The organism is Nostoc sp. NMS7 (assembly GCF_017115085.1).
Taxonomy (GTDB): Bacteria; Cyanobacteriota; Cyanobacteriia; order Cyanobacteriales; family Nostocaceae; genus Nostoc.
The window spans coordinates 1-24,939 of the sequence record NZ_JABXKJ010000238.1; the positions used below are offsets into that span (position 1 = coordinate 1).

The following is a 24,939-nucleotide window of genomic DNA, read 5'->3' on the forward strand; positions in this document are numbered from 1 at the left end:
GTCGCGTGTCAAGGCTGCGCCCTGCCCGCTATTTGTGCCAGTTGCGTAAGTCCTGTCTTATTGATGAAGTAGAATTTGATAGCTTTGACAAAATAATAGTTTATCCTGTGGGTTCATCACAAAATAATCTATCCCTAAATTCAATAAATGGATTGAGATTCATTCATAATAAGTACCAAAATTTGAAAAATTTTTGTGAGTATATATATAGTTATGCTTGGAATGAAGAAAATCGGCTTCAATTAATACGTAAAGTAATTGGAGAGGCGCAAACTGTTTATCAGGAAATAGATCCTAATAAAACTGAGCATCTTGCCCTTACTTTAGATGCTACAGGATTATTTGCTATTGGTTTAGCTGAGTGTGTGGGCATGATTTTTAACCAGTATTTACAACCTAAAACACTTAACGAACTTGACAACGCTCTAAAGATTATAATTTGGGGTGGAAAATCACAATACGACTTATTCGCTAAACTTAGGCACGAAATATTAATTACTAAAGGACGACAGCCAGGACCGGAAGGCGCACTTTCTCTTCCATTTTGGGATCGTTTTCTGAATCTTGTTAGAAATATGCTGGAAAATCCTCGTCTTTGTTTTTATATACCTCAAATAATGAGAGAAGCAGCACTTGATGTATATCATGGCAGAGATTTTTTAGCTAATAGAACAAAGGAAGATTTACTTCTTATAAAATTTGCTATGTTAGTATCTAATTATTTTTGTAAAGCAGTAAGTTTTCCTTCTCAAACAAATGAAATGCTTGAAAAAAAATTCATTAAAAAACAGTCAGATTTAATACACAAAGCTGATTAATAAAAACAATTATTACTTAATAATATTCCTTTTATTGCTGGAACTAGCATTGGCGCTCTTAACGGTGTTGTCTTGTCATCCTATCGCCCGTTTCCATATACAGTAGGTAGGGGTAGTAATATTCAGGCTATTGCACGATAATAGCATCAGGTAGAGTATACTCTACGTACCTCTGCGGTTAAAAAATTACTCTGTTTCCAAAATTGTCAAGTAGCGCTACCCTAATCTGGTAGCGATCGAGTTACGATCTTGTCATACCCTTTTTTTGATTTGAGAACTCCTATTCCAGAATTTTCTGGTTAAAATAGTATATCTGTTCTACTCAAACTCCCAAAGCAACACTCCTTAAAACCATATATTTAGAGGCATTAGAAGCAGGAATGGCTATCAACACCGATACTTCAGGCAAGCAAAAAGCGCTGACTATGGTGCTTAACCAGATTGAGCGCAGCTTTGGTAAAGGAGCAATCATGCGCCTGGGCGATGCTACCCGGATGCGGGTGGAGACAATTTCTAGTGGGGCGCTCACCTTGGATTTAGCATTGGGTGGTGGTTTACCCAAGGGGCGGGTAATTGAAATTTATGGGCCGGAAAGTTCCGGGAAGACTACAGTAGCGCTACATGCACTCGCCGAAGTGCAAAGAAATGGCGGAATTGCTGCCTTTGTTGATGCTGAACACGCCCTTGATCCCACCTATGCTGCGGCATTGGGTGTAGATATTGACAACTTGCTAATTTCCCAACCTGACACTGGCGAATCAGCTTTAGAAATTGTCGATCAGCTTGTTCGCTCTGCTGCGGTTGATATTGTAGTAATTGACTCAGTAGCAGCACTAGTTCCTCGTGCTGAAATTGAAGGCGATATGGGTGATATCCACGTTGGTCTTCAGGCGCGGTTGATGAGCCAAGCCCTACGTAAAATTACTGGTAACATTGGTAAATCTGGTTGTACAGTAATTTTCATCAACCAGTTGCGGCAAAAAATTGGTGTTACTTACGGTAGTCCAGAAACCACAACTGGCGGTAACGCATTGAAGTTCTACGCTTCGGTGCGCTTGGATATTCGCCGGATTCAAACCTTAAAAAAAGGTACAGAAGAATTTGGGAACCGCGTTAAAGTCAAAGTCGCCAAAAATAAAGTAGCTCCGCCTTTTAGGATTGCGGAATTTGACATTATTTTTGGCAAAGGAATTTCTACCTTGGGTTGTATTGTAGACTTGGCAGAAGAAACTGGCGTGCTTGTCCGCAAGGGAGCTTGGTACAGCTACAATGGCGACAACATTTCTCAAGGACGAGACAACGCCATTAAGTATCTAGAAGAAAAGCCTGAATTTGCGGAACAAATTAAGCAACTGGTGCGTGAAAAGCTAGATAAAGGCGCTGTTGTTTCTGCTAACTCTGTAGCTAAACCCAGTGAAGAAGATGAAGAAGAAGTGGATTTAGAGCCAGAAGAATAAGGAATGTGGATTTATTAATCTGCAACTTTTAATCTGTAGTGGGTTACAAAGACAGTTAACCCACCTTTTTCAAGGTATTGATGAAGTTACAGCAAGCCATAAAAATGATTGCTTCTGTATGACGAGCAATCATTTTTATGGCTTTTTTAGTTGGAATCAGATAATTTTCAATTTTTTAGCTGGGATTCTATTGTATTTGTCTGCTAAAAAAGTGGTCTAAAATTTCTGATTTCAGTTTTGAAGTGAAGTTGTGATAAATTTTAGCTTTAACTTGTCACGAATGATTGCCTAGACGGATGCGATCGCCATTTACAAACAAGCCAATAGTACTGTTGAAATCAAGATGTTGAATAGCATAGCTCCGAAATCCCAACTTTCAACTTACAACAAGCCTCGTTTACCATTGGGGCGGATGGTCATCCAATTTGTTTTTGCTAGCGCTAGCTGCTCATCAGAAATTTTGGCACTGGTGAGATTAGCACCACACAGATTAGCTCCTCGCAGGTTAGCATTGCTGAAATAAGCATTGCTAAGGTCTGCACCTCGCAGGTCTGCCCCTTCTAAATCAGCATGGTTAAAGTATGCTTTGGTTAAATTAGCATCCTTGAGATTTGCTCGAGTCAGACTGGCTCTGCCAAAGTCACTATTTTGGAGATTAGCTCCCTGGAGATTGGTTTTTTGCAATTGAGCGGAATGGAAATTTGTTTGCGATAAGTCAGCACCTTGCAGGTTCAGCAAATTTAAATTGTGTAGGGCAAAATCCCGTCTTCCTTTGAGATAGGCTGTTAATAAACCTTGGGTATCTAACTTCCTCTGAATTTGAGAATTTTGAACTTGGGAACTATTGCTGTTGCTGTTAGCTAGAATTGTTGATTTGGTCATCCCAGAACCTTGCTGTAATCCGGCAACTTCCGCTGCCTTGGCTCGTCTAGCGCGAATTGCTGCTGCTACCTGTGCCACTCCTACACCGGTAACACCAGTAGAAGGGTTGTTAGATAAAACAGCAGAATTTTCCCGGTGGTTGTGTGTTCGCTCTTTAGATCGACTATCAGATTTAGTCAGTAAACCCTTTGCTAAACTATCTAAATATGGTTCTATTTCCAATGCTCTGAGAACTTCTGCTGCTGATTGATAGCGATTACGTACAGACACCTCTAACATTTTTCGCAATACCTTGGTCAAGTGGTCACTCACTTGCACAAGCTGTTCCCACATCATCTCGCCAGTATTGGGATTGTAATCTAAATCTTTAGGAGTTTTGGTAGTCAATAAATAAATGCATGTCACCCCCAGTGCATAGATATCACTGGCGTAAACTGGACGCATAGCCATTTGCTCTGGAGGTGCAAAACCAGGAGTACCAATCGCATAGGCAGTTAATGCTGTCTGTCCTGATTGACTTGCCGCAGCTTGGCTTACTTGGTCTTTGACGGCACCAAAGTCGATGAGTACCATTCTGGCATCTTGAGTGCGGCGAATTAAGTTGGCTGGCTTGATATCACGGTGAATCACCTTTTGCTCATGGATGTATTGCAGCAATGGCAGAGTCTCGCTCAAAAATTGCTTGACTCCAGTTTCGCTCAAGATGCCGTTAAGTTTGACCTCCTCCTGCAAAGTATCACCACTGATGTATTCTTGAACTAAATAGAATTGTTCATGATCTTCAAAATAGTCTAACAATCTTGGTACTTGGGGATGATTGCCAATCTTACCTAAAGTTTTGGCTTCTCGCTCAAAGAGTTCTCTAGCCATCTTTAAAACTTGTGGGGTGCTTCCTGATGGCCGTAATTGCTTGATTACGCAACTCGGTTCTCCGGGTAAGCCTTGATCATTGGCTAAGAAGGTTGCTCCAAAGCCACCCTGACCTAATGGTTTGATCACCTGATAGCGATCGCGCAATAGTAGTTGGGAGCCACAAGACTGACACCTTTGGCTATTTACCAAATTTTCTGGATTGGGACAGATAGGATTTAAGCAGTAGCTCATGCACTCTCAACTCGCTGCACGAATAATCACCGGGAGTGTTATACTCTCTTTCTGTTATACTCTGTTTCAATTATTTAAATATTAATCAACTCTTGCAAGGTAATTTTTGCTGGAAATCTTTGAAGATTTTATAAAGTTTAACTGAGATTATGTCAAGCGATCGCCACAACAAGATGATTTATTATACTTAACATTCTCAAGTAGTATTTAGTTTACTTTATACCAATTCGTAATTCGTAATGACGCTATCTTAACCGAGGTTTGACTCTCACCCCCAGCCCCTCTCCCAATTTTGGGAGAGGGGAGCGAATTATCTAGTTCCCTGAATCCCAACTTGGGATTTGGGGTTAGGGGATGAGGGCAAAACGTCTTCTCAAAGCAGATTTTTTCTGAAGTTGACACCAATGATTGATGAATTGCCCCTACCGCGTGTAGTTTTGCGTAAGTCCTATGTAGTCTTATTTTGGAGAATTGGTATTTAAAAGTATTGGAGGGCAGTGCCCAACGCCAGTTGCTCTACTTGAGGTTTCCCTAAGTAGAGCAACTGGCTCCCCTACAGAAAATCGCTGTAGGATTTTGGATGCCCAAATTTGGAGGCAATTTAAAATCATCTCCATTACTCGTTAAGAGATTATTAGCTGGCTTTCATGTTCACACTAATCAGCTGTTCGATAAGTGCAACAACATCACTGCGGCTGAGTTTCTCTTTACCATTAGCAAGAGCATCAAGAGTGCCACTAGCTAAGGTTAAGGGAATTTGGCAAAAATCTAAGGCAGGTCCTGTAGGAAGGTCTTTGGTGTAAGCTTCTGCCAGGGCTAGATTGCGCCGCGCATACTCTTGCATATTTGCTGCACTCCAACCCTCTGGGAAAAAGTCTACCCCACGCCCTAAATCTTCAGTATGGTTACGCAGGATATTAACTGCTTGTAAACCCCGACCAAACCCAATTGCCTGGGTACGGTTAGTTTGGGTTCCATCATACCAAGTCCATAAGTCCGATAGTAACAATCCCACTGCACCTGCAACCCCAAAGGTATAACGATCCAAATCGGATTCTGTGTAAATTTTCCAGTTATTTTCTGCCCAGTAAGCCATCCGGTCTGCCATTGCAGCAGTGGCATCCCAAATTCGAGGTGCAATGGTCTCTGGTGCTAGCAGCGACCATTCTCTAATCCTCACAGTGACTTCTTCTAACGTATTCTCATACCCGCTAAATCCCGCAAAGAAAGCATCTACCGCGAAGCCATCAACTCCTGTCTGTAACGTCAGGCTAATCGCTCTTAACAGCTTTGCTTTGGTAGCGTTATCTAGTTCAGGATGATCTTCAATTTCATCAATGGCACGCATACACAAATATGCTGATGCTACTGCTTCTTGCAATCCTGGCGGTAAAAGACTAATTGGAATATAAAAAGTTCGGCTAGTTTCTTTGAGGATTTGCAATGCATCTCTACGTAAATTCATGTTTTCACTCCCCACTTGATTTTTGCACCACATGAAGTTTGCAGTTTTTTGATGATACTGGATATAGTTTTGACTAAACCTTAAAAACTATAGACCATAAGATACGCTAGTATTTCATCTAAAAATTAATAGTTTTTGGTGTTGCAATTAACAAAACTCTCAAATTTATCAAAGTCTAATCTAGTATATAGGTTTTTGGTTGCAAAAATGCGCCAGGTGTTGTTTGATATAGCTTTCATCAACTTTTAGTTTATATATAAAGACTTCTGCTAATATTTGGTTGATTACCGCGAAATTTTTCTCTGAGCAAACATCCATTTTCGGGATTTGAAAGCGTTTTAAGTCTGCGTTAATCTGACTAACAAAGTCTAATTATTGTATATATAATGACAATTTAGCAGAAGCTGGTAACGGATAACAGTAACTATACGCACCTTTAGATGCGAACGGCGGCTTGCCGAAGAGTTAAGGCCAGTTAAATTGGACATAGAGGGCTGCAATACTTGGGTTGGGTTACGCCGGAGCTTGAACGGTTACAGTGGAAGCCGGATTGCTGTTTCAGGTGACATAAAGTGACCATAACCTAGAACAAGAAGTTCCCGTATATTTACGAGATTGACAACTCAACAAAATATTTGTGAATATTTGACCTCTCACGGGTCTCAAGATATGGAAATTCAAGTAGTTGTTTCGAGCAGCTAAAGCTATAGTCTTCACTTTTTACTTGTTTTCCACTGATGTCAGCCCATTAATCACTGTGCTATTGATTACCTGTGCCTGCGTTATCAAACCGCGAACCGTGACAGGGGCAATTCCAGGTCTTTTCTGAGGAATTCCAGGCGACGATACAGTTGAGGTGAGTACAGATTGCAGAATATTCGTGCAGTGTGCCGTTTTCATCTCGGTAAGCTGCGACTTTTGTTAAACCACACTGCACCACTGCACCTCTACCGGGAGCAGCTTTTTCAACGGAATCAACATCTCCTGGTGTCACCCAATTTAATCAAATCTTTTGCTAGAGAGATATACAATATTACTAATCGCTACTGCTGCAGAAGCCGGATCTATTCAGGGCTTTCAACTAATCATTTGGTTGCTACTTTGGAAAGGAACATTTGGATTAATTGAAAACGGTATTTCTTTATTCGGATTAATTACTATGCATCAGATAATTTATTCTTTGGTATTTCTTTAGTGTGGTAAGAACAGCTTGTGCGTTCATAACCACAGAACTTGGTGTAGTAACGACAGCTTGTGCGTTCATAATGACAGAAATCTGTGTGGTAACGACAGCTTATGCGTTCATAATGACAGAAATCTGTGTGGTAACAACAGCTTGTGCATTACCAGAACTACTCTTGCTAAAAAAATATCTGCTAATCTTTCACCCAACTTCTAGCGAAAGAAAGAGTTTTAGGCTGAGTATCTCTGTAATCATGAATGCTGACAAGTGTTAACTGCTTAATAAATGATATGCCGCAATATTTCGGAAAATTACCCACTACTAACCAACCTTGGACAAGTGTTAGCAATGTAAAAGCTGTAACCTGGGACAATAATATTATTAATTTTGACTGTGGCGACTCACGCCTCATCATCAGTGTACTTGCTCCCAATTTAATCCGCGTGCGTTTTGCACCAACTGGGGAATTTATGCCTCGCCGTTCTTGGGCAGTGACACTGGATGATGCAGAATGGGCAATAACACCTTTTGCGGTGCGGGAAACTGAAGCAACGGTAGAAATTGAAACAGCACAGATTCGTGTATGTGTTCAGCGAGAAAAGTCTCGCATCGCCTGTTTTGACAAAGCTAATCGTCCTTTTGCCCAAGATGCAGAGATGGGGATGGGTTGGCGGATGGGCGCAGTTGCGGGGTGGAAGGAAATTGCAGCCGACGAACATTTCTATGGCTTTGGTGAACGCACAGGCTTTCTAGATAAACTCAGCGAGGTAAAAAGCAACTGGACAACGGATGCCTTAGATTATGATGCACTGACTGATGAAATGTACCAAGCAATTCCATTTTTTATGGCTTTGCGCCCAGAGGTAAGCTATGGCATCTTTTTCAATACCACTTTTTGGAGTCAGTTCGATATCGGTGCTGAACAACCGGGGGTTTGGAAGATGGAAACTCGCGGCGATGAATTAGATTATTACATTATCTATGGTTCCGAACCTGCCCAAATCCTGGAAACTTACACTCAGCTAACTGGGAGAATGCCATTACCGCCGAAATGGGCGCTAGGTTATCATCAATGTCGCTGGAGTTACGAATCAGAAACTGTTGTGCGGGAACTAGCAAAGGAATTTCGTCAGCGCCGCATTCCCTGCGATGTTATTCACCTCGATATTGACTATATGCGGGGTTATCGGGTGTTTACTTGGAGTCCTCAACGCTTCCCCAACCCGGCAAAACTTATAAGTGATTTAGCAGAAAATGGTTTCAAAACAGTCACGATCATTGATCCTGGTGTGAAGTATGAACCAGAAGCCAATTATGATGTTTTTGACCAAGGAATAGAAAACGACTATTTTGTGCGTAAAGCTGATGGTGCGTTGTTCCACGGTTATGTGTGGCCTGAGAAAGCTGTTTTTCCTGACTTTTTGCGTCCTGATGTGGGTGTTTGGTGGGCTGATTTACACAAAAGCTTAACTGATATTGGTGTGGCAGGAATTTGGAATGATATGAATGAACCTGCCATAAACGATCGCCCTTTCGGCGATGATGGTGAAAAGATTTGGTTTCCCCTAGATGCACCGCAGGGGTATGAGGGGGATGAGGGGGATATTCCTGCATCTTCTTCTACTCATAGAGAAGTGCATAATTTGTATGGGTTGATGATGGCTAAAGCTTGTTATGAAGGCTTGCAACGGCATCGAGGCTCAGAGCGATCGTTTGTGTTAACGCGATCGGGTTATGCTGGTGTGCAACGCTGGTCTTCTGTATGGATGGGAGATAACCAATCGTTGTGGGAGCATTTAGAAATGTCTCTGCCGATGCTTTGCAATATGGGACTTTCGGGTGTGGGGTTTGTGGGTTGCGATATTGGCGGGTTTGCTGGTAACGCCACAGCAGAATTATTTGCTCGCTGGATGCAGGTAGGAATGCTTTACCCGTTGATGCGCGGACATTCGGCAATGTCTACTGCTCGTCATGAACCTTGGGTATTTGGCGATCGCGTTGAAAATATCTGTCGAGAATATATTAACCTACGTTATCAACTACTTCCCTACATTTATAATCTTTTTTGGGAAGCGGCAACAACAGGCGCACCGATTTTAAGACCATTATTATACCATTTCCCCAACGATCCGAAAACTTACACTCTCTACGATCAAGTATTGCTAGGTGCGTCGCTGATGGCTGCACCAATTTACCGCCCTGGAGTTGAGCATCGATCTGTCTATTTACCGCTTGGCACTTGGTATGATTGGTGGAGTGGCGATCGCTATGAAGGCCCGATTCATATTCTGGCTCATGCACCATTGGAAAGAATGCCACTGTATGTCCGTAGTGGTGCGATCGTTCCGATGCAACCTGTCAGCCAATACGTTGATCAAGCCCCGCTCGACGAGATTCGATTACGGATTTGGCCTGGTAATAATAAATATCAGCTATTTGAAGATGATGGACACACAAACGAGTATCAAGATAAAAACTTTTCGTTAGTAAATATCAGCGTATTTACTGATAAAAATCAAACAGTAGTAGAAATTGAAGCAAGAGTTGGGGAATGGACACCTTCACCGCGTCAAGTGATTGTAGAACTTGTTGGTATTGGAGAGCAACGTTTCCAAGATGATGGTAAGCAACGTAGCCTGCAATTCTGAAATACTCACAAAGCTGGCTTATTGAGCCACCATTATCTATTACTCTAAATTGTGCAACAAAAAATATGCAGGGGGACAAGGGGGACAAGTCTCTCCTTTGTCTCCCCCATCTTCCTTGTCTCCCTTGTCTCTTCTTCATCGTAAATCAAAGGGTTTAAGACCCCTACCTATATAGGTAGCGCCAGTTTCAGTCCTTAGAAGGCGGGACGCTACGCGAACGACAGGCTCAGGAACCATCGGGGTTAAAATCGAACGTAGTTGCCACAACTCTTGGAAAATACGCAAGGCACTTCTCTTCTCTACGAGACGCTACGCGAAGGTCTGAAAATGTCTAAAATGTTTGAATTTTGTTAGCGTAGCGTTAGCGAGTCCGCGTACTCTGTAAGAGTTGCAAGCTACGCTTTTAGCGTCTCGTAGAGAGCGTCATTTTGAATTTTGAATTGTTAAGCCCCATGCCCTCGGATATTTTTATTTCAAGATGAATAATTATTGTGTATTGGGGCGATGTTTTAACTACCGGGACTCAGGAGTTTGTTGCAGACGTAATAGGCTATCGTAAACCTGCCGTTTTAACATATTGTTATTTTGTAGTTCTAGAGTAATTTTGTTGAACTGATCAAAGCTCAAACCATTATCTGCGACAATTTTTTGAGCGCGAGTACAGTAATTGACTGCAATATCTTGAGCTTTCTTTGGAAGACCATTAAAGCTGTTAGAATCGTTACAAACAATCTTGGGAATTTCTCCATTGCCAATAAGTTTTTTAATTTCTTCAAAAGCATTTTGACGTGCTGGCTCCATTGCTAGCACGGCTTGAGCGTAACTATCAATTTCAGTATTGTTAACTATTGGTAATGGAGTTTGACCATCAGCTTTTAAACTCAATGAAAAAGCGTTTAAAATCACACCTGCAGTAGCGATCGCGCCCAAAAAGAATGATTGGGAAAGGATTCGCTTTCGGCTATGTCGGGAAAATAAATCGGAAATTTTCTTCATATAGTGTGTGACACAAAACTACATCAGGATATTTATAAGAACTTTGAATTATTTTCAGAGTTGGAAGTTCCAGCAACTACTCAATACAACATCAAGCTTTTATATTTGATTGTCAATTGCCTCGACATACTTGACAAAGTTCGATTATTTTAGTCTGGAGTGTTGACATATCTGATGCTCCTTGCTTGAGGCTGACTTCCAACTCCAGTAGTAGGGGTAAGCAAGAGATTAACTGTTGCACAGAAAGCAGCCTGATTTCTTGTTGTAAGAAGTAGATCCGTTTAGGATTACCGATATCAGCAGCTTGAGCGATCGCTTGTTGATTGCGCTCACCACTTTCGATCATAATCTTTACCCATAGCCAGGTGCGAAATTGTCCAATCAGTGTGGCAACTATCCGTAATCCCGGCTCAGAAGCATTGATCAGATCCGCCAAGGTTGTCAAAGCTTTAGCTGTATCTCCTGTTCTGATTGCTGCTGCTAATTGTAAGCTATTTTGAGTAGTATTTCTGACTAACTTTGTAACAGTATCTATATCTAAAGGCTTATTGCTACCTTGGGCATATAGCCGCAATTTCTCTAACTCATTGTAGAGAAGCCGTGTATCATTTCCTACGGATTCTGCCAACAACTGGGCAGTATTGGCAGTCAGTTTTACGCCCACAGTCTGGGCTGCTTGATTAACAGATTGCACCAGCAATTCTGTTTTCCAAGGGGGAATGAGCGGAAATTCTTGGAACTCGGTAGCAAACTGTTTTAACAATTTCGTGGATTTAAGGCGTTCATCTGGCTTATTACGGCTGGTGAGCAATAAAAATGAGTTTTCGGGGGTGACAGGTAGCGATCGCACCAATTCTGCTAATACATTCTCTGGACAGTGCTGAAACAGAGTAGTATTTATCAGCCATACCAAGCGCCCACCAGCGCCAAAAGTGGGTGTCATCACCTGATTTAAGCCCTGAATCGCAGCATCAGCTTGATCTGGGGGGAATGAAGAGTAGTTAAAACTAATCCATTGGGGATCGAGGATGCGATCGCGCAGCATAGCGATCGCCTTTTCGATAGCAAAATCATCCTCACCCCAGTAAACATAGATTGGCATAGACAAACCTCTTACTGGGACATTGGGCATGGGGCATGAAGAAGAGACAAGGGAGACAAGGGAGACAAGGAAGAGGGGGGGAGACAAAGGAGAGACTTGTTCAATAATTCCCCCTTGTCCCCCCACTCCCCACTCCTAAAAACTAAATACTTTTGAAATCATTCTGTTAATCGGGATAATTTTCCCTAAAATCTATCAAGTGAGAGCGTGAGGCTATAAAGATTGGACGACAACTATCAAACTTACTTAAATCGGTTAGCACGACTAACGCTGCCAGAAGCCTACAGATCGCAAGTTCAGCATATTCAGGAATCTTCTAAATTTCAGCCAGATTCTGGGTTAATACAAGCAACAGCCTTTCCTGGCTATACGCTAATTACCCCGCCTGCGGCAGAAGAAGAATCACAAAACTCTGCTTTCTATGCCAAATTACAGACTTACCAACAGGAACTTTTACAGTTGCCTGTAAACCGTAATTTGATTGTACCTGTACCTCCTGCTAGCTTCCATCTAACTTTAGCGGATTTAATTTGGGACAATGCTTACCTTGATGCCTACGAAAAAAATCCCAAATTTGACGAGGAGTTACACTCTTGTTTAGCCGAAATGTTTCAGCAATATCAACAATTGATGACAAACAGGAGTCATCCGATTAAATGGCAAATCTTGGGACTAATACTGATGCCAAGAGCTGTAGCCGTTTGTTTAGTACCCAAGGATGAAAGCTGCTACGAGGAAATTAGTAAATTTCGCCGAACAATTTATCAGAACCCCAAGTTAATTGCTTTGGGTATTGAGCAGCATTATCACTTTACAGCCCATATTACATTAGCGTATTTTGGGGAGGTTTCATCTGACTTAGACCGCACAAGTTTCAGCACAATGCTTTCTCAATTGAATGAACAATGGCTGTTAGATTTGCCAGAAATTTTAATTCATCGCGTCGAATTACGGAAGTTTAATGACATGACCCGCTATTATCGTGAACCAGACTGGCCAGTTTTAGATTTTTGATCTGATCCGCATATCATTTGAGCAACATTAAATTTGGATTTGCTAATATAGCGGTTCTCAGTTGAGTCTAATATAGACCTAACCCCCAACCCCTTCCCTACAAGAGAAGGGGAGTAAAATTCAAAGCCTCTCTCCTTTTAGGAGAGAGGTCAAAGTCTATTCCATACTAACGAGAAGCGCTACCGAGAACGGCTACTTGGCAAGAACAATAAGATTTCCAACCTTTTAGAAAAATCGGTAATCTAAGCCTTTAATTTTTCACAAATCCAACAGGAATTTTATAGTTTATTTGCATTTAAAATTCCGGTTGTTGATAACCAAGGTAAACAGCTTCTAAAAATACATCAGGTGTAATACCTTCTGGCAACTTTTTTAAATTAATAATAGCTACAACTTGCTCGGCTAACTTTAAAGATAATGAGGCTTTTGCTTTTAAGGACATTGCACCACGTCGCTGCAAATACTCACGAATAACAGCAAAATCATCAGGCATCAATGGTGATAAATCGGTAATTTGGATTAACTGTTCATGAAGTACCTTAGCCTGTTCTGAAATTATTAATGTTGCTGATGCAGTCGGTGTTTGGGCTTGAATCACAATTGTCCCAGCTGCCAAATCACCTAAGCGCTTTTCTCGACGGCCAAACATAATTAAAAATGCGCCAATAAACAAAGTTTCATCAAAGGGTCGCAGTAAGGCACGTAGAGTTGCTTGTTGTAGCCCGATGAGTCTACCATCATCTCGAACTACGCGAATTTTAGCAACCCGTTTACCAGGGGTTTGCCCAAACCATAAGGTTTCAAAAAATACAAAATAGCCGATGTAAATTGCAAAAGCGATAATGAATAAAATTGCTATTAACCAAATTGCTAAATTCCGAGCCTCAAAAAAATTGAACAGTTGCGTCGAAAAGAGAGTCCAGCAAAGGAAAAACACAAGTAAGGTTACAGTCAAAACTGTATAGTCAATCAGCAGTGCCAAAGCTCGATTGCCGATTCCCGCTAGAGTAAATTCCAGTTCTACACTTTCTGGAGTCTGGAATGTGATGCGATTAAAAAAGCGCATATTTTAACTAATTCAAAATTAATAGAGTTAAATTAAGGTGTTGAGTTAACGAAAATCCTGCAAGGGAGGTTCTCGTAATTGCAAACCTAGACCTTCGCGCCGACTACGCAAGTCAAAATATAAAACAGCTTTTAGTGCTTGCCAGAATGGCATCACAAAAACTCCACCTACTAAGCCGCTGATCAAAGAAATAACATATACAATTCCGTAGATAGTAGAACCTCGCTCAAGCTTTATTAGGAATAGTTGGGGTATATAGTTAAATACAAATACTAACGGAAATGTAACGACACAGGCAACTAAAACAACGCCCTGAATGCGAAGTACTGAAGCTTTAGTTAAGTCCCAACTTCTGGCAACACTTTCGCCACCATTGATATTTTCCTCAACAGCTAGCGGTACCTCAGCTACTACCCAACGCGAGTAGAACCAAGTTAGTCCCAACAGCATAATAACTACCGTTACAATAATTGCCAATGTAGTTGCAACTATAACACCTGTAGTACCTAGTATCCCTCCTAATACTACTCCCAGCAAGCCACCCACGATACCACCCGCGATCGCTAGTCCCAAATAAATTACAAGTATAGATATTCCTACTTGGAAAGCAACTCTTAAAAATGACCAAAGACGTGGATTAATATGGCTACTAGCAGTTTGGACATTTTCAGGTTGGTAAACCAATTCTCCAAAAGCCAAGCGTGAAATTAGTCCAGAGATAGCTGCACATTTTGCCCAGCCGTAGATCGGAACTATAACCCACAAGTGAGCAATTAAAGCCAGTTTTAGATAAGTCTTCAGATGAGAACGATACAATCGTACCGCAGCACTGACAACATTCCCAACACTCAGTGGTTGTATGGAACTGGAAGATCCAAAGTTTTCAGACATAATAGTAAATTTCCCATGAAACTACGGAGATGAAGTTGAGGCTATCTTAAGCTAAGTTAAACTCAGTGTTCCCAAAATTCATGAATATTCAACGTTGGATTGCGCGACGAGAACCGAATTGGCAACGTCTGGATGCCCTATTAAGGCAGATAGAAAAAAAAGGGTTAAAATCCTTACGAGCAGCAGAAATTAGAGAGTTAGCGAGTTTGTATCGTTCAGTGGCGGCTGATTTAGCTCGTGCCCGCACACAACAAATCGGCAATACTTTAATCCAAAGTTTACAATCTTTAACAACTCGTGCTTATACGCAGATTTACCAAGGTTCGCGCCGACAGGAATGGCAGGCAATTCTGGAATTTTACCGATGGGGATTACCATCTGTAGTTCAGAAAACATTTGCATATATTGCTGCTGCAACGGCGCTGTTTCTACTGGGGGCGCTAGTGGCTTGGTGGTATTCCTGGCAAAATCCTAGTTTTATGTCCTTGATAGTACCTGAAAGTTTGATTACCAAGGTGCGAGATGAGCATAAATTGTGGATGGGGTCAATTGTCGGCGTTGAACCTCTGGCATCCAGCAGTATTATGATCAATAACCTGTCGGTGTGTTTTGGGGCTGTTGCTGGTGGCATGACGGCTGGAGCATATACAACTTATTTGATGGTATTTAATGGCTTATTGATTGGTGCTGTTGGTACTTTGGTGGGTCAAAATAATCTGGCTTATCCTTTTTGGGCGTTTGTGTTTGGGCATGGTTCTTTGGAATTACCCGCGATCTTTTTTGCTGGGGGTGCAGGATTTTTATTAGCAAGAGCAATTTTATTTCCTGGTAAATATCGCCGTGGGGATGCACTGAAATTGTATGGTTCGCAGGCGGTGCAGCTAGTATTTGGGATTGTACCAATGTTGATTATTGCTGGTGCGATCGAAGGCTTTTTTTCTCCTAATCCCAGCATACCTGAACCGATTAAATATCTGGTCGGAATGGCATTGTTTGTCCTTTTGGTGCTGTATTGTAGTCGCAAGCAAACATCAAATAATTTAGATGGCGGCTGATTGGTAAATTTAAAAAATATTTGTCCTTGGCTTACCTCACCTTCAATTCCTCTCCTTATAAAGGAGAGGGAAGCTAGATCAAGATGAAGTTTTGCATTTTATTTAACTCACGTTCCTTACTATTCTTACACTGAAGTATAATTTTGAAATTGGGTTATTTTTTCAATTTTAATTATTTAAATTTTTCATCAGCATATTTTTGCTAAAGTAATCTAGTTAATGAAATATCAATAAACAAAAGATTAAGGAATGTTTAAAAGCAAGATTTAATCAGCTATTAATCTTTTGTTTATTCATCCTTAACCATAAAAAATGTAAGTTATTTGAATGCTGAAATTACAGCATAAAAGTATTCCTTTAATTAGAGGTAATATGATTTTTTCGACTACCATTTTGAATCGTGTCATTGCTACTTCAGTGATGACAACTTCTGTTGCACTTAGTCCATTTTCTGGTGCGATCGCACATGCTGAAACTCTCAATGGTGCAGGAGCAACTTTTCCGGCTCCACTTTACGAACGCTATGCTCGTGAAGTGAAGAAGAAATATCCCGACTTAAAAATTAACTACCAAGCAATTGGTAGCGGCGGCGGTATTCGTCAAGTCATCGCTGGAACTGTTGACTTTGGTGGTAGTGATGCTGCAATGAAAGATGATGAAATTGCTAAAGTCAAGAACGGTGTAATCTTAGTACCTACAGCAGGCGGTGCCGTTTCTGTTGTTTACAATCTTCCTGGGGTTAATAATCTTAAATTGTCCCGCGCTACACTACCAGCAATTTTCTCAGGTCAAATTACCAAATGGGATGACCAAAAAATTAAAGCTGATAATCCGGGCGTAAATCTACCAAATCAATCAATTAAATTTGTTGTTCGCGCTGATGGTAGCGGTACAACTTTCATTTTCACCAATCACTTGAGTGCTACCAGTGGTTATTTTAAAGGCAGAGTTGGAACTAACACTGCTCCCAAATGGAATCTGCCAAACGTCCTCAAAGGTAAAGGCAATCCAGGTGTAGCTGCTTTAGTATCTCGTACTTCCGGTTCTATTGGTTATGTAGAATATAGCTACGCTGTCCAAAATAACCTGAAATCAGCACTGGTACAAAATAAGAAAGGAGAATTTGTTGCTCCTTCTTTAGAATCTGCAAATGCAGCTTTATCAACTGTGAATTTCCCCGAAAACTACCGCGTTTTCGTCGGAGAACCAGCACAGGGTTATCCAATTGTAGGTCTTACTTGGATGTTGGTTTACAAACAGTATGCTAATGCTTCCAAAGCTGATGCTGTCAAGAAATGGATCAATTGGGTATTGAAAGACGGGCAACAATATAACGATGACCTCAACTACACCAAAATTCCATCTGATGTGGTAAATCGGGTGCTTCAGACAGTAAATAGCTCTGTCAAGCCTTAATTTGCAATCTTATCGAAAGAGTGCTGAGTAAAAAACAATATAGCAGTTATCGAACCTTGTGATTGATGTACAAGAACCCCACCCCCAACCCCCTCCCCGCCTGCGAGGAGGGGGCTATGATATATCTCATGTGATTAGGAAAGGCTATTATAATTTCACTCAGCACTGATGAATACTTTCCTCTGATAATAGAGTGAGTTATTAATTCACTCTATTAGTAATAAAAAAATCTATTTTATTGATTTGTAATGGCAAATTCATCTGAACCAGCCGACAGAAATTCATCAGATAATTCAAATCTAGGCGATGAAAATTTCAATTTAACAGCTATCGGCGGCACAAATTTATGGTTTGACCAAGGTTTTACACGGCTAGTATACTTTTTTGCCGTGATTACTGTTGCAGTCCTATTTATGATGAGTTGGGTAATTTCACACGAAGCTCTGCCAGCCATTAAACAGTTTGGGCTGGGGTTTTTATGGGGTCAAGATTGGGATACAGGTAATCAGATTTTTGGTGCATTACCTTATATTTATGGAAGTTTGGTGAGTAGTGCGATCGCTATTTTATTCGCTGTCCCAGTGGGAATAGCAGTAGCCTTAGTCACGAGTGAAAATTTCTTACCTTCATCGCTACGAACAACTTTAGCATTTGTTGTTGAATTAATTGCAGCAATTCCCAGTGTGATTATTGGTTTATGGGCAATTTTTGTTTTTATTCCAGTTCTAGAACCTCTACAAAAGTTGCTCTCGAGCACATTGAAATGGATACCTCTGTTTAATACAGAAGACCCTTCGGGGACTAATATGTTGACTGCTGGAATTATTCTAGCGATCATGATTTTGCCGACAATGGCAGCAATTACTCGTGATGTCTTAATGGCTATTCCTAAAGAATTACGTAGCGCATCTATGGCTTTGGGTGGCACCCGTTGGGAAACAATTTTTCGAGTCTTGCTACCAGCTGGATTTTCTGGAATGGTGAGTGCAGCAATGCTAGCCTTAGGACGTGCTTTGGGCGAAACAATGGCTGTGACTATGGTAATTGGTAACTCGGCTCAAATCAGTGCTTCTTTACTCGATCCAGGTTATACAATTCCCTCTGTATTAGCTAATGAATTTGCTGAAGCTGAACCGGGATTGCATATAGGCGCTCTCAGCTATTTGGCATTGATTTTGTTTGGCGTAACTCTAGCTGTAAATATTGGCGCTGTACTCTTGGTGAGGTGGGTTGGCAGGAAAAATAAATAATCCTATTTCAGTTTAATGTTGCTACAAATATTTCCATCTCAATGTAGCAAGACGTTTATCAATCAAAATTTGTAAAAAATATGAGTGGTTCCATCCAGTCTGAAACTGATGAATTGGCGACAGAATTATGCAGTCCTCTGCCAAGAGAGCGAGTAATATTTACTTATGCAATGAATGCGATCGCCTTTGCTTTGACAGGTTTAGCATTGATTCCTTTATTATCAATTTTATGGGAAATTCTCGTCCGGGGAATATCTGGACTGAAATCAGATATGTTTGTCAAAGCAGTGATTGATAATGGCTTTGGCAATGCCATACTGGGAACCATAATCATGGTATTAATTGGTGCTATTTTAAGCATTCCCACAGGGATAATGACAGGAATTTTCTTGGCAGAATTTAGTCAAACCAACCCAATTACTGAGCTTGTTCGTTTTATCAGCAGTATTTTAACAGGCGTGCCTTCAATTGTTGTAGGCGTATTCGCTTACGGTGTGATAGTTTTGGTAACTAAAGGATTTAGTGCGATCGCAGGTGGTTTTGCTTTAGCCGTGATTATGCTACCTGTGATTATACTGACAACAGAAGAATCTTTAAAACTTATTCCCATATCTCAACGCCTTGCCTCGGCTGCTTTAGGTGGAACTCGCTTCCAAACTATTTTTCGCATCGTTGTAACTGCTGCAATTCCCGGAATTACTACAGGCATTTTATTAGCTGTAGCTCGTGCGGCTGGTGAAACAGCACCCTTAATTTTTACTGCTTTATTTAGTCTAGATTGGTCAGAAGAATTCTTAAGTCCAACAGCTTCCTTACCAGTATTAATTTTTAACCTCTACAACGACCCCGACCCGGAAAAAAGCCAATTAGTATGGACTACTTCTATAGTTCTACTCTGCTTAATTTTATGTGTCAGTATTCTGTCTCGCTTAGTTATTAGACAGAGAAGAATAAACTAAAAATAAATTTTTGTTTTGTTTCGCACCTTGGGCAAGTATGAATAACCTAATTCCAGCTATCAAAGTTAAAAATATCAGCTTTTACTATGGCACAATCAAGGCGATCGAAGGGGTATCAATAGATATTTGTCAGAATCAAGTAACCGCAATTATTGGCCCTAGTGGTTGTGGTAAATCTACCTTTATCAAAATTCTGAATCGGATTAGCGAATTAGAAGGGCCTGTGAAAGTTGAAGGAGATGTAGAATTTTTTGGTCAGAATATTTATGCTCCTCGTGTCAACATCAATCGCTTACGCCGCCAAATTGGTATGGTCTTTCAAAAACCGAATCCTTTTCCCCTGAGTATTTACGAAAATGTCGCCTACGGTATGAGGATAGCAGGCAGGTATTCCAAAGTAGAATTAGATGAAATTGTCGAATCTGCCCTCAAAGGTGCTGCTCTTTGGAATGAAGTCAAAGATAAGTTGGATAAATCCGGTTTAGGGCTTTCTGGTGGTCAACAACAAAGATTATGTATTGCCCGTGCTTTAGCAGTCAAGCCGAAAGTTCTGCTGATGGATGAGCCTTGCTCGGCTCTTGACCCGATCGCTACGATGAAAGTTGAGGAACTGCTCCATAGTTTGAAGTCTCAGTTGACAATTGCGATCGTTACCCACAATATGCAGCAAGCCGCTCGCGTTTCTGATTTTACGGCTTTCTTCAGCACAGATGAAAGTCGGATTGGTCAAATGGTTGAATTTGGCGCTACAGAGCAAATCTTTAACAACCCATTAGACCCCCGCACCCGCGACTACATTTCCGGGCGTTTCGGTTAAAGTATGTCCTAGCGTGAAGTCTTAATATCCTGTTTGCACAGGTTCCCAGATTCAATACGTTTGCTCTTACACGTTAATTGCGATCGCTATGTCCGCGTGCAAATGGCGCAGATGGATTACCAAGAGCGATCGCAAAAAGAACACTATCAACTCCTAGATGCTTTTTCACTCTGATAGTCATTACTCTCCATATTAGGGGCATGAATCGGTTAGTGATCTACTAGAACAGACTAAACGGGAAACTTATATTATTCTCTTTCTGAGAGAATAGGTATGGTCGTCTATGAAAAAACTGATCCAGCGTATTAAGGCATTGCTCCAACGTATCCTCAAGAGGTTTGCATCCAATTCTCAGCAGACATCGCCCTTAATAAATTTTCGCCGGTTAGACACATCTATTCCTAGTGTTTTTCCCCGATGGGAGTCTGGTTTGGTGCTTGTGTGTTCCCAATGTGCAAACGAGCAACCAAATAGTTTTCATCCAACTAGCAGAAGCTCAACAGCTTGCGAAGACTTAGAGAATTGGTTGAAATCGCGTTTAAAATTTGAGGGATTATGGGGTGAATTTCGGGTCGTTAGCACCAGTTGTTTAGGGGTTTGTCCACAGATGGGCATTACTGTTGTTGTTGTAAGTAATGGAAGTCACGGGAATAGTCCATGCTTAATTGTAAATCCTCAGAACGATCGCGAACTTCTCTACTCATACATCAAACAGAATAAAGGGTGACTTCAAAGCTTTGCTAACGCTTAGTACAGAATTTTATCGGAAATCAAAGGGTGTAAGACCCCAACTCTTGGAGACGCTGCGCGTAGCTTGCTTCCCTGTAAGGGTACAATTTTGAATTTTGAATTTTGAATTGTTATCAGTCGTCTTGAGACGACTTTAGCTATTAGCCTCAGAATTCATTCTGAGGCGGTTATTGGAACTGGTGTAAGATATTTAGTTGTAACAGAAACCAGTGGCTGAAACCCGACTGTAACTTTTACGCTAACCGCAGATAAGGACACTTTTCTAAAAACCCAGATGCCTTATTCTGTCCATCTAAATTATGAGTATGTGCTGGCGTAGGTCGAATAATGCCACCAAACAAGTCATCCAACCCATAGGGAGTGAAAAATTGCCATTGGCCTTGTGTATCTTGTCGAACTCCCACAGCAGTAGCAGTGTGCAGCCAATCTGCGATCGCATCCTCTGTACTAGTGTAAGGTCTGCTGCCAACACGCCAACGAGCAAAACTAGCTTGATTTTTGACATCAAATTGGTCATGAGGAAATTGTTCTGTGAGAGTCGCCTTTGCTGCTAGTTCTTGGGAACGGTTCCCCTCTATATCAAAGAATGCAATATCAAAATCTTTAATACCCAACCGACAATTCTCGCCAAAAATTGAATGCCAAACGGTGTTTCGGACTGCACCTCCGGCTAACCACCAGTTCGGTAGATTTAGTTGGGCGATCGCTCTTAATACTATATCAATACGTGTATCAGCTAAAATCATTTGTAAACGAGTGTTACTATTCATATCAAATTCCTGGGATTGTCAAGTAGAAGGTGAAAATATTATCATTCACATTTCATTAAGCTTAGGGTGTTGATAGTCCTGCGGTGACACTTGGCGGGTCGATGTTTTTTAGTTTTGCGGAAGGTTAAATTGTGAATTTAGAATTTAGAACTTTTATTTATGGAAGATTTATTTGCGCGGCTAGAACGCACACTCAATCCTGAACTGCCTTCCCTAACAGAGTCACAACAACAACTTTTACAAGAACTCAGTATTGATCAAAATCAACCCGGTACGATTGGGCATAACTTTCAAACTCTGATAGATTTTTTACAACCAAATGGAGTGGAAGTTAGTAGTGTTAATAACCTTCTACCCCTAAAAGTACTATCAGAACTTAATTCTCGGTTAAGTCATCCAATTGAAACTAAACTCAAACGCCCTGTACAGAAATCATACCCCTATATTAATGGGTTATATCTGTTATTACGCAGTTCTGGGATAGCCCAAATTAGATCCCAAGGTAAGAAGCAAATTTTAGTATTAGACGCAGCCACCTTAGAATCATGGTCAAATCTCAACCCAACAGAACGCTATTTCAACTTATTAGAAGCTTGGTTAATTTGGGGAAATAACGAAATTTTGGGTGAACATCAAGACTCATTCGGGAATTTATTTAGATGCATTCAACTTTGGACTCGCGTCCCAGATAAAGGTTTAAAATTTCCTAAATATGAAGACCAACACGATATTAGTTATTACCCTGGTCTACATAACGTTGCCCTATTAGAGTTATTTGGATTGTTATCTATCAAACATGGAAAACCACAAGAAGGCAAGGGCTGGCGCATTACTAGTTTACAACGCTTGCCCTTTGGTGATGCTCTGTTGCAATTACTCTTTCCATTGGGTATACGAGGAGAATTACAGGATGAGGTAAATGTGATTTTTGGAAAATTGCAGCCACATTTTCAACCATTTTTTCCAGAATGGGAGCATAATTTATTTGTTCCAAGCCAAGGCTTCACTGATGGTATTTATATTTTTAAAGTGTCCATTTCTCAGGCTTGGAGACGCATTGCCATACCAGCAAAAAAACCATTAGGCTGGCTAGCAGAGACAATTCTTGATGCTTTTGACTTTGATTACGATCACCTGTATGAGTTTAGTTATAAAGACCATTTTGGCCGCATAATCAAAATCGGTCATCCCTATATGGAAACACCCCCATTTGCAGACCAAGTGCAAATTGGTGATTTGTCTCTCAAACCGGGTACTAAAATGACTTATCTTTATGATTTTGGTGACAACTGGAAATTTGATGTGCAGTTAGAAGCAATTAATCCACCTGATAACAAAATCAAAAAAGCAAAAATTTTAGAAGTTCACGGAAATGCACCTCAACAGTATTGGAGTGAGGATGATGAATCGGAGGAAGATGAAGAATGAGGAAGATTTAGGGAGGCGTGGAGAATTAAAATGTCCTTATGTCCCCGTGTTTTTTGTTTGTGTCTGCGACAACCAGCTTTAAAATTGAGATAGCTTTAGTTACAATAAACCAACACAAATTATCAGGAGATAAAACCTGTGAGTCTTCCATATACTGGAGGTTGTCAATGTGGACAGATTCGTTATGAAATTCATGCCCAACCGTTAACCCTTTACTTATGCCACTGCAAAGAGTGTCAAAAACAATCGTCTAGTGCCTTTGGAATGTCTCTCACAGTCCTACGAGATGCTGTTGTAATTGTCCAGGGAAAACCGAAAGCTTGGACTCGGAAAAATGATAGCGGACGTGAAGTAAATAACCTATTCTGTGGCGACTGCGGAACGCGATTGTTCCATGAACGGACTTACAACTCAAATACTATCAATGTCAAAGCCGGAACCTTGGATGATACAAGTTGGTTACGCCCAGTAGGTAACATTTGGACACGCAGTGCCCAGTCATGGGTGATAATTTCAGACCAATTACTCAACTATGACGGGCAACCAGAGGATAGGCAGCCTTTATGGGAAAAATGGAAACAACAACATCCATAAATGCACAACTCCCGATATCAGACATCATACCTCTGGCACTTAAATCAACGCTCTCGGTTGGTAGTCTAACTCATAACTGTACCAAAGGAGATAATAATAAATTTTTACTGGTAAACTACTTTAATGAACATATTAAATTTTTTCAAACAGTAATAGTCAACCCAAATTATAAGTTCAGCTTGTGTATCATATATATTTCTACTTGTCTGCAAATCATTAATAAAGCTAACACACTATTAATATTTCACATGAAAACTTACTGGATATTTCCAATCAAGTGATTTAAGTGAAACTGGATAAGTAAGACGATTTTGGCTCATTCTCAACACTTTTAACAGTTATTTCTAGACAAAGTTGATGATAAACGACACACCGAAAGAATTGAACCCAGACCAAGAAATTGGGCGCTTGATTGATGAGGTAATGTCTTCATCTCTGACTGATGAACAGTACCGCAAAAAGATGCAGCGACGCAAAGAAGTCCAAGAGAAGCGCATCGCAGAAGCTGTACCAGAAAAAGGGTTAATTATTGTAAATACTGGTAACGGTAAGGGTAAAACTACTGCGGCTTTGGGGATGGTGTTACGATCGCTCGGTCACGGGTATAAAGTAGCGATCATCCAATTCATCAAAGGTAGCTGGGAACCTTCCGAAAAAAGGGTTTTCAGCTATTGGGAAGACCAGATAGAATTTCACGCAATGGGCGAAGGCTTTACCTGGGAAACTCAAGACCGCGATCGCGATCTCGACAAAGCTAGCGCCGCCTGGGAGAAATCATTAGAATATATCCGCAACCCAGACTTTCAGCTGGTCTTGTTAGACGAAATCAATATCGCCCTGAAAATGTCTTACTTACCAGTAGAAGAGGTTTTAGCAGGTTTGGCGCAAAAACCAGCTAACAAACACGTTATTCTCACAGGTAGAGGCGCACCGGCTGCTTTAATTGAGCGTGCTGACCTCGTAACCGAAATGACCTTAGTTAAGCACCCCTTCCGCGATCAAGGTGTGAAGGCGCAACCAGGAATTGAGTATTAAACAAAGAAGAATTCAGCAATGATTTCCATTGCAGGAGTAATGGAGGTGATTTTGTGCTGTCAAAAATTACTAAGCTAATCTTCATTCATTTTTCCAGAATGATTCGCTTGTAGTAAGGGCTTCAGCCCTGCTTTTATGCAACTTAAATGCTCATTAGCTTAATGAATTCAAAACAGACACTTTGCGATCGCTTCTACATTCTCTACATTTCGCGCATGACGTTGCAGTGCTAGCGGGAG

General features: G+C 40.9%; 20 protein-coding genes and 1 pseudogene. 13 read left to right on the top strand and 8 right to left on the bottom strand.

Features of this window, described 5'->3' with window-relative positions; genetic code table 11:
- A partial coding sequence (locus tag HWQ38_RS31620; protein WP_292801749.1) for a hypothetical protein occupies positions 1-818 on the top strand: 818 nt, incomplete at its 5' end.
- A 380-nt stretch (positions 819-1,198) separates the two neighbouring features.
- Positions 1,199-2,275, top strand: coding sequence for a recombinase RecA (recA, locus tag HWQ38_RS31625; protein ID WP_292801752.1), 1,077 nt, complete (start codon positions 1,199-1,201; stop codon positions 2,273-2,275).
- A 381-nt stretch (positions 2,276-2,656) separates the two neighbouring features.
- Here the strand turns inward: recA and HWQ38_RS31630 are convergent, their stop codons facing one another.
- The 3 genes and pseudogenes from HWQ38_RS31630 to HWQ38_RS31640 form a co-directional block, all read right to left on the bottom strand.
- Positions 2,657-4,261 (bottom strand): serine/threonine-protein kinase, encoded by a 1,605-nt coding sequence (locus HWQ38_RS31630; protein ID WP_292801754.1) that lies wholly within the window; start codon positions 4,259-4,261, stop codon positions 2,657-2,659.
- A gap of 634 nt (positions 4,262-4,895) precedes the next feature.
- Positions 4,896-5,726: a phytoene/squalene synthase family protein gene (locus tag HWQ38_RS31635; protein ID WP_292801756.1), complete on the bottom strand. Its 831-nt coding sequence runs from the start codon at positions 5,724-5,726 to the stop codon at positions 4,896-4,898.
- A gap of 720 nt (positions 5,727-6,446) precedes the next feature.
- Positions 6,447-6,645 (bottom strand): annotated as a pseudogene (locus HWQ38_RS31640) (Rieske 2Fe-2S domain-containing protein); the annotation flags it as partial.
- Between the two features lie 554 nt (positions 6,646-7,199).
- Between HWQ38_RS31640 and HWQ38_RS31645 the strand changes: the two are divergent.
- Positions 7,200-9,557, top strand: a complete 2,358-nt coding sequence (locus tag HWQ38_RS31645; RefSeq protein WP_292801758.1) for a glycoside hydrolase family 31 protein — start codon at positions 7,200-7,202, stop codon at positions 9,555-9,557.
- A gap of 513 nt (positions 9,558-10,070) precedes the next feature.
- Here the strand turns inward: HWQ38_RS31645 and HWQ38_RS31650 are convergent.
- Together HWQ38_RS31650 and holA are read right to left on the bottom strand one after the other, a co-directional pair.
- The gene (locus HWQ38_RS31650) at positions 10,071-10,553 is read right to left on the bottom strand and encodes a DUF4168 domain-containing protein (protein WP_292801760.1); all 483 of its coding nucleotides are present in this window, start codon (positions 10,551-10,553) and stop codon (positions 10,071-10,073) included.
- A gap of 112 nt (positions 10,554-10,665) precedes the next feature.
- Positions 10,666-11,655 (bottom strand): DNA polymerase III subunit delta, encoded by a 990-nt coding sequence (holA, locus tag HWQ38_RS31655; RefSeq protein WP_292801762.1) that lies wholly within the window; start codon positions 11,653-11,655, stop codon positions 10,666-10,668.
- 222 nt (positions 11,656-11,877) lie between these two features.
- Here holA and HWQ38_RS31660 point away from each other — a divergent pair, with 222 nt between their 5' ends.
- Positions 11,878-12,669 carry a DUF1868 domain-containing protein gene (locus tag HWQ38_RS31660; RefSeq protein WP_292801764.1) on the top strand — a complete coding sequence of 264 codons (792 nt, stop codon included), beginning with the start codon at positions 11,878-11,880 and terminating at the stop codon, positions 12,667-12,669.
- A gap of 295 nt (positions 12,670-12,964) precedes the next feature.
- On the opposite strand, the gene HWQ38_RS31665 is transcribed toward HWQ38_RS31660, so the two are convergent.
- Both HWQ38_RS31665 and HWQ38_RS31670 read right to left on the bottom strand, forming a co-directional pair.
- On the bottom strand, positions 12,965-13,735 hold the full coding sequence (locus HWQ38_RS31665) for an RDD family protein (protein ID WP_292801766.1): 771 nt from the start codon (positions 13,733-13,735) through the stop codon (positions 12,965-12,967).
- Positions 13,736-13,780: 45 nt separating this feature from the next.
- The gene (locus HWQ38_RS31670) at positions 13,781-14,626 is read right to left on the bottom strand and encodes a hypothetical protein (RefSeq protein ID WP_292801768.1); all 846 of its coding nucleotides are present in this window, start codon (positions 14,624-14,626) and stop codon (positions 13,781-13,783) included.
- A gap of 80 nt (positions 14,627-14,706) precedes the next feature.
- On the opposite strand from HWQ38_RS31670, the gene HWQ38_RS31675 reads away from it, so the two are divergent.
- The 6 genes from HWQ38_RS31675 (at position 14,707) to HWQ38_RS31700 (ending at position 20,850) form a co-directional block, all read left to right on the top strand.
- The gene (locus HWQ38_RS31675) at positions 14,707-15,681 is read left to right on the top strand and encodes a stage II sporulation protein M (protein WP_292801770.1); all 975 of its coding nucleotides are present in this window, start codon (positions 14,707-14,709) and stop codon (positions 15,679-15,681) included.
- A gap of 372 nt (positions 15,682-16,053) precedes the next feature.
- Complete coding sequence (pstS, locus tag HWQ38_RS31680) at positions 16,054-17,097, top strand: phosphate ABC transporter substrate-binding protein PstS (RefSeq protein ID WP_292801772.1); 1,044 nt, start codon at positions 16,054-16,056, stop codon at positions 17,095-17,097.
- 248 nt (positions 17,098-17,345) lie between these two features.
- On the top strand, positions 17,346-18,347 hold the full coding sequence (gene pstC / locus HWQ38_RS31685) for a phosphate ABC transporter permease subunit PstC (protein WP_292801774.1): 1,002 nt from the start codon (positions 17,346-17,348) through the stop codon (positions 18,345-18,347).
- Between the two features lie 80 nt (positions 18,348-18,427).
- A complete protein-coding gene (pstA, locus tag HWQ38_RS31690; protein WP_292801776.1) occupies positions 18,428-19,306 on the top strand; it encodes a phosphate ABC transporter permease PstA in 879 nt (292 codons plus the stop codon).
- 37 nt (positions 19,307-19,343) lie between these two features.
- Positions 19,344-20,123, top strand: a complete 780-nt coding sequence (gene pstB / locus HWQ38_RS31695; protein WP_292801778.1) for a phosphate ABC transporter ATP-binding protein PstB — start codon at positions 19,344-19,346, stop codon at positions 20,121-20,123.
- 283 nt (positions 20,124-20,406) lie between these two features.
- On the top strand, positions 20,407-20,850 hold the full coding sequence (locus tag HWQ38_RS31700; RefSeq protein WP_292801780.1) for a (2Fe-2S) ferredoxin domain-containing protein: 444 nt from the start codon (positions 20,407-20,409) through the stop codon (positions 20,848-20,850).
- Between the two features lie 256 nt (positions 20,851-21,106).
- Here the strand turns inward: HWQ38_RS31700 and HWQ38_RS31705 are convergent, their stop codons facing one another.
- The gene (locus tag HWQ38_RS31705) at positions 21,107-21,643 is read right to left on the bottom strand and encodes a nucleotidyltransferase family protein (RefSeq protein ID WP_292801782.1); all 537 of its coding nucleotides are present in this window, start codon (positions 21,641-21,643) and stop codon (positions 21,107-21,109) included.
- Positions 21,644-21,802: 159 nt separating this feature from the next.
- On the opposite strand from HWQ38_RS31705, the gene HWQ38_RS31710 reads away from it, so the two are divergent.
- From HWQ38_RS31710 to cobO, 3 genes are all read left to right on the top strand, one after another.
- Complete coding sequence (locus HWQ38_RS31710; RefSeq protein WP_292801784.1) at positions 21,803-23,071, top strand: plasmid pRiA4b ORF-3 family protein; 1,269 nt, start codon at positions 21,803-21,805, stop codon at positions 23,069-23,071.
- 138 nt (positions 23,072-23,209) lie between these two features.
- Entirely contained in the window at positions 23,210-23,665 is a 456-nt protein-coding gene (locus tag HWQ38_RS31715; protein WP_292801786.1) for a GFA family protein, read from the top strand.
- Between the two features lie 357 nt (positions 23,666-24,022).
- Complete coding sequence (gene cobO, locus HWQ38_RS31720) at positions 24,023-24,700, top strand: cob(I)yrinic acid a,c-diamide adenosyltransferase (protein ID WP_292801788.1); 678 nt, start codon at positions 24,023-24,025, stop codon at positions 24,698-24,700.
- Positions 24,701-24,939: the final 239 nt, after the last annotated feature.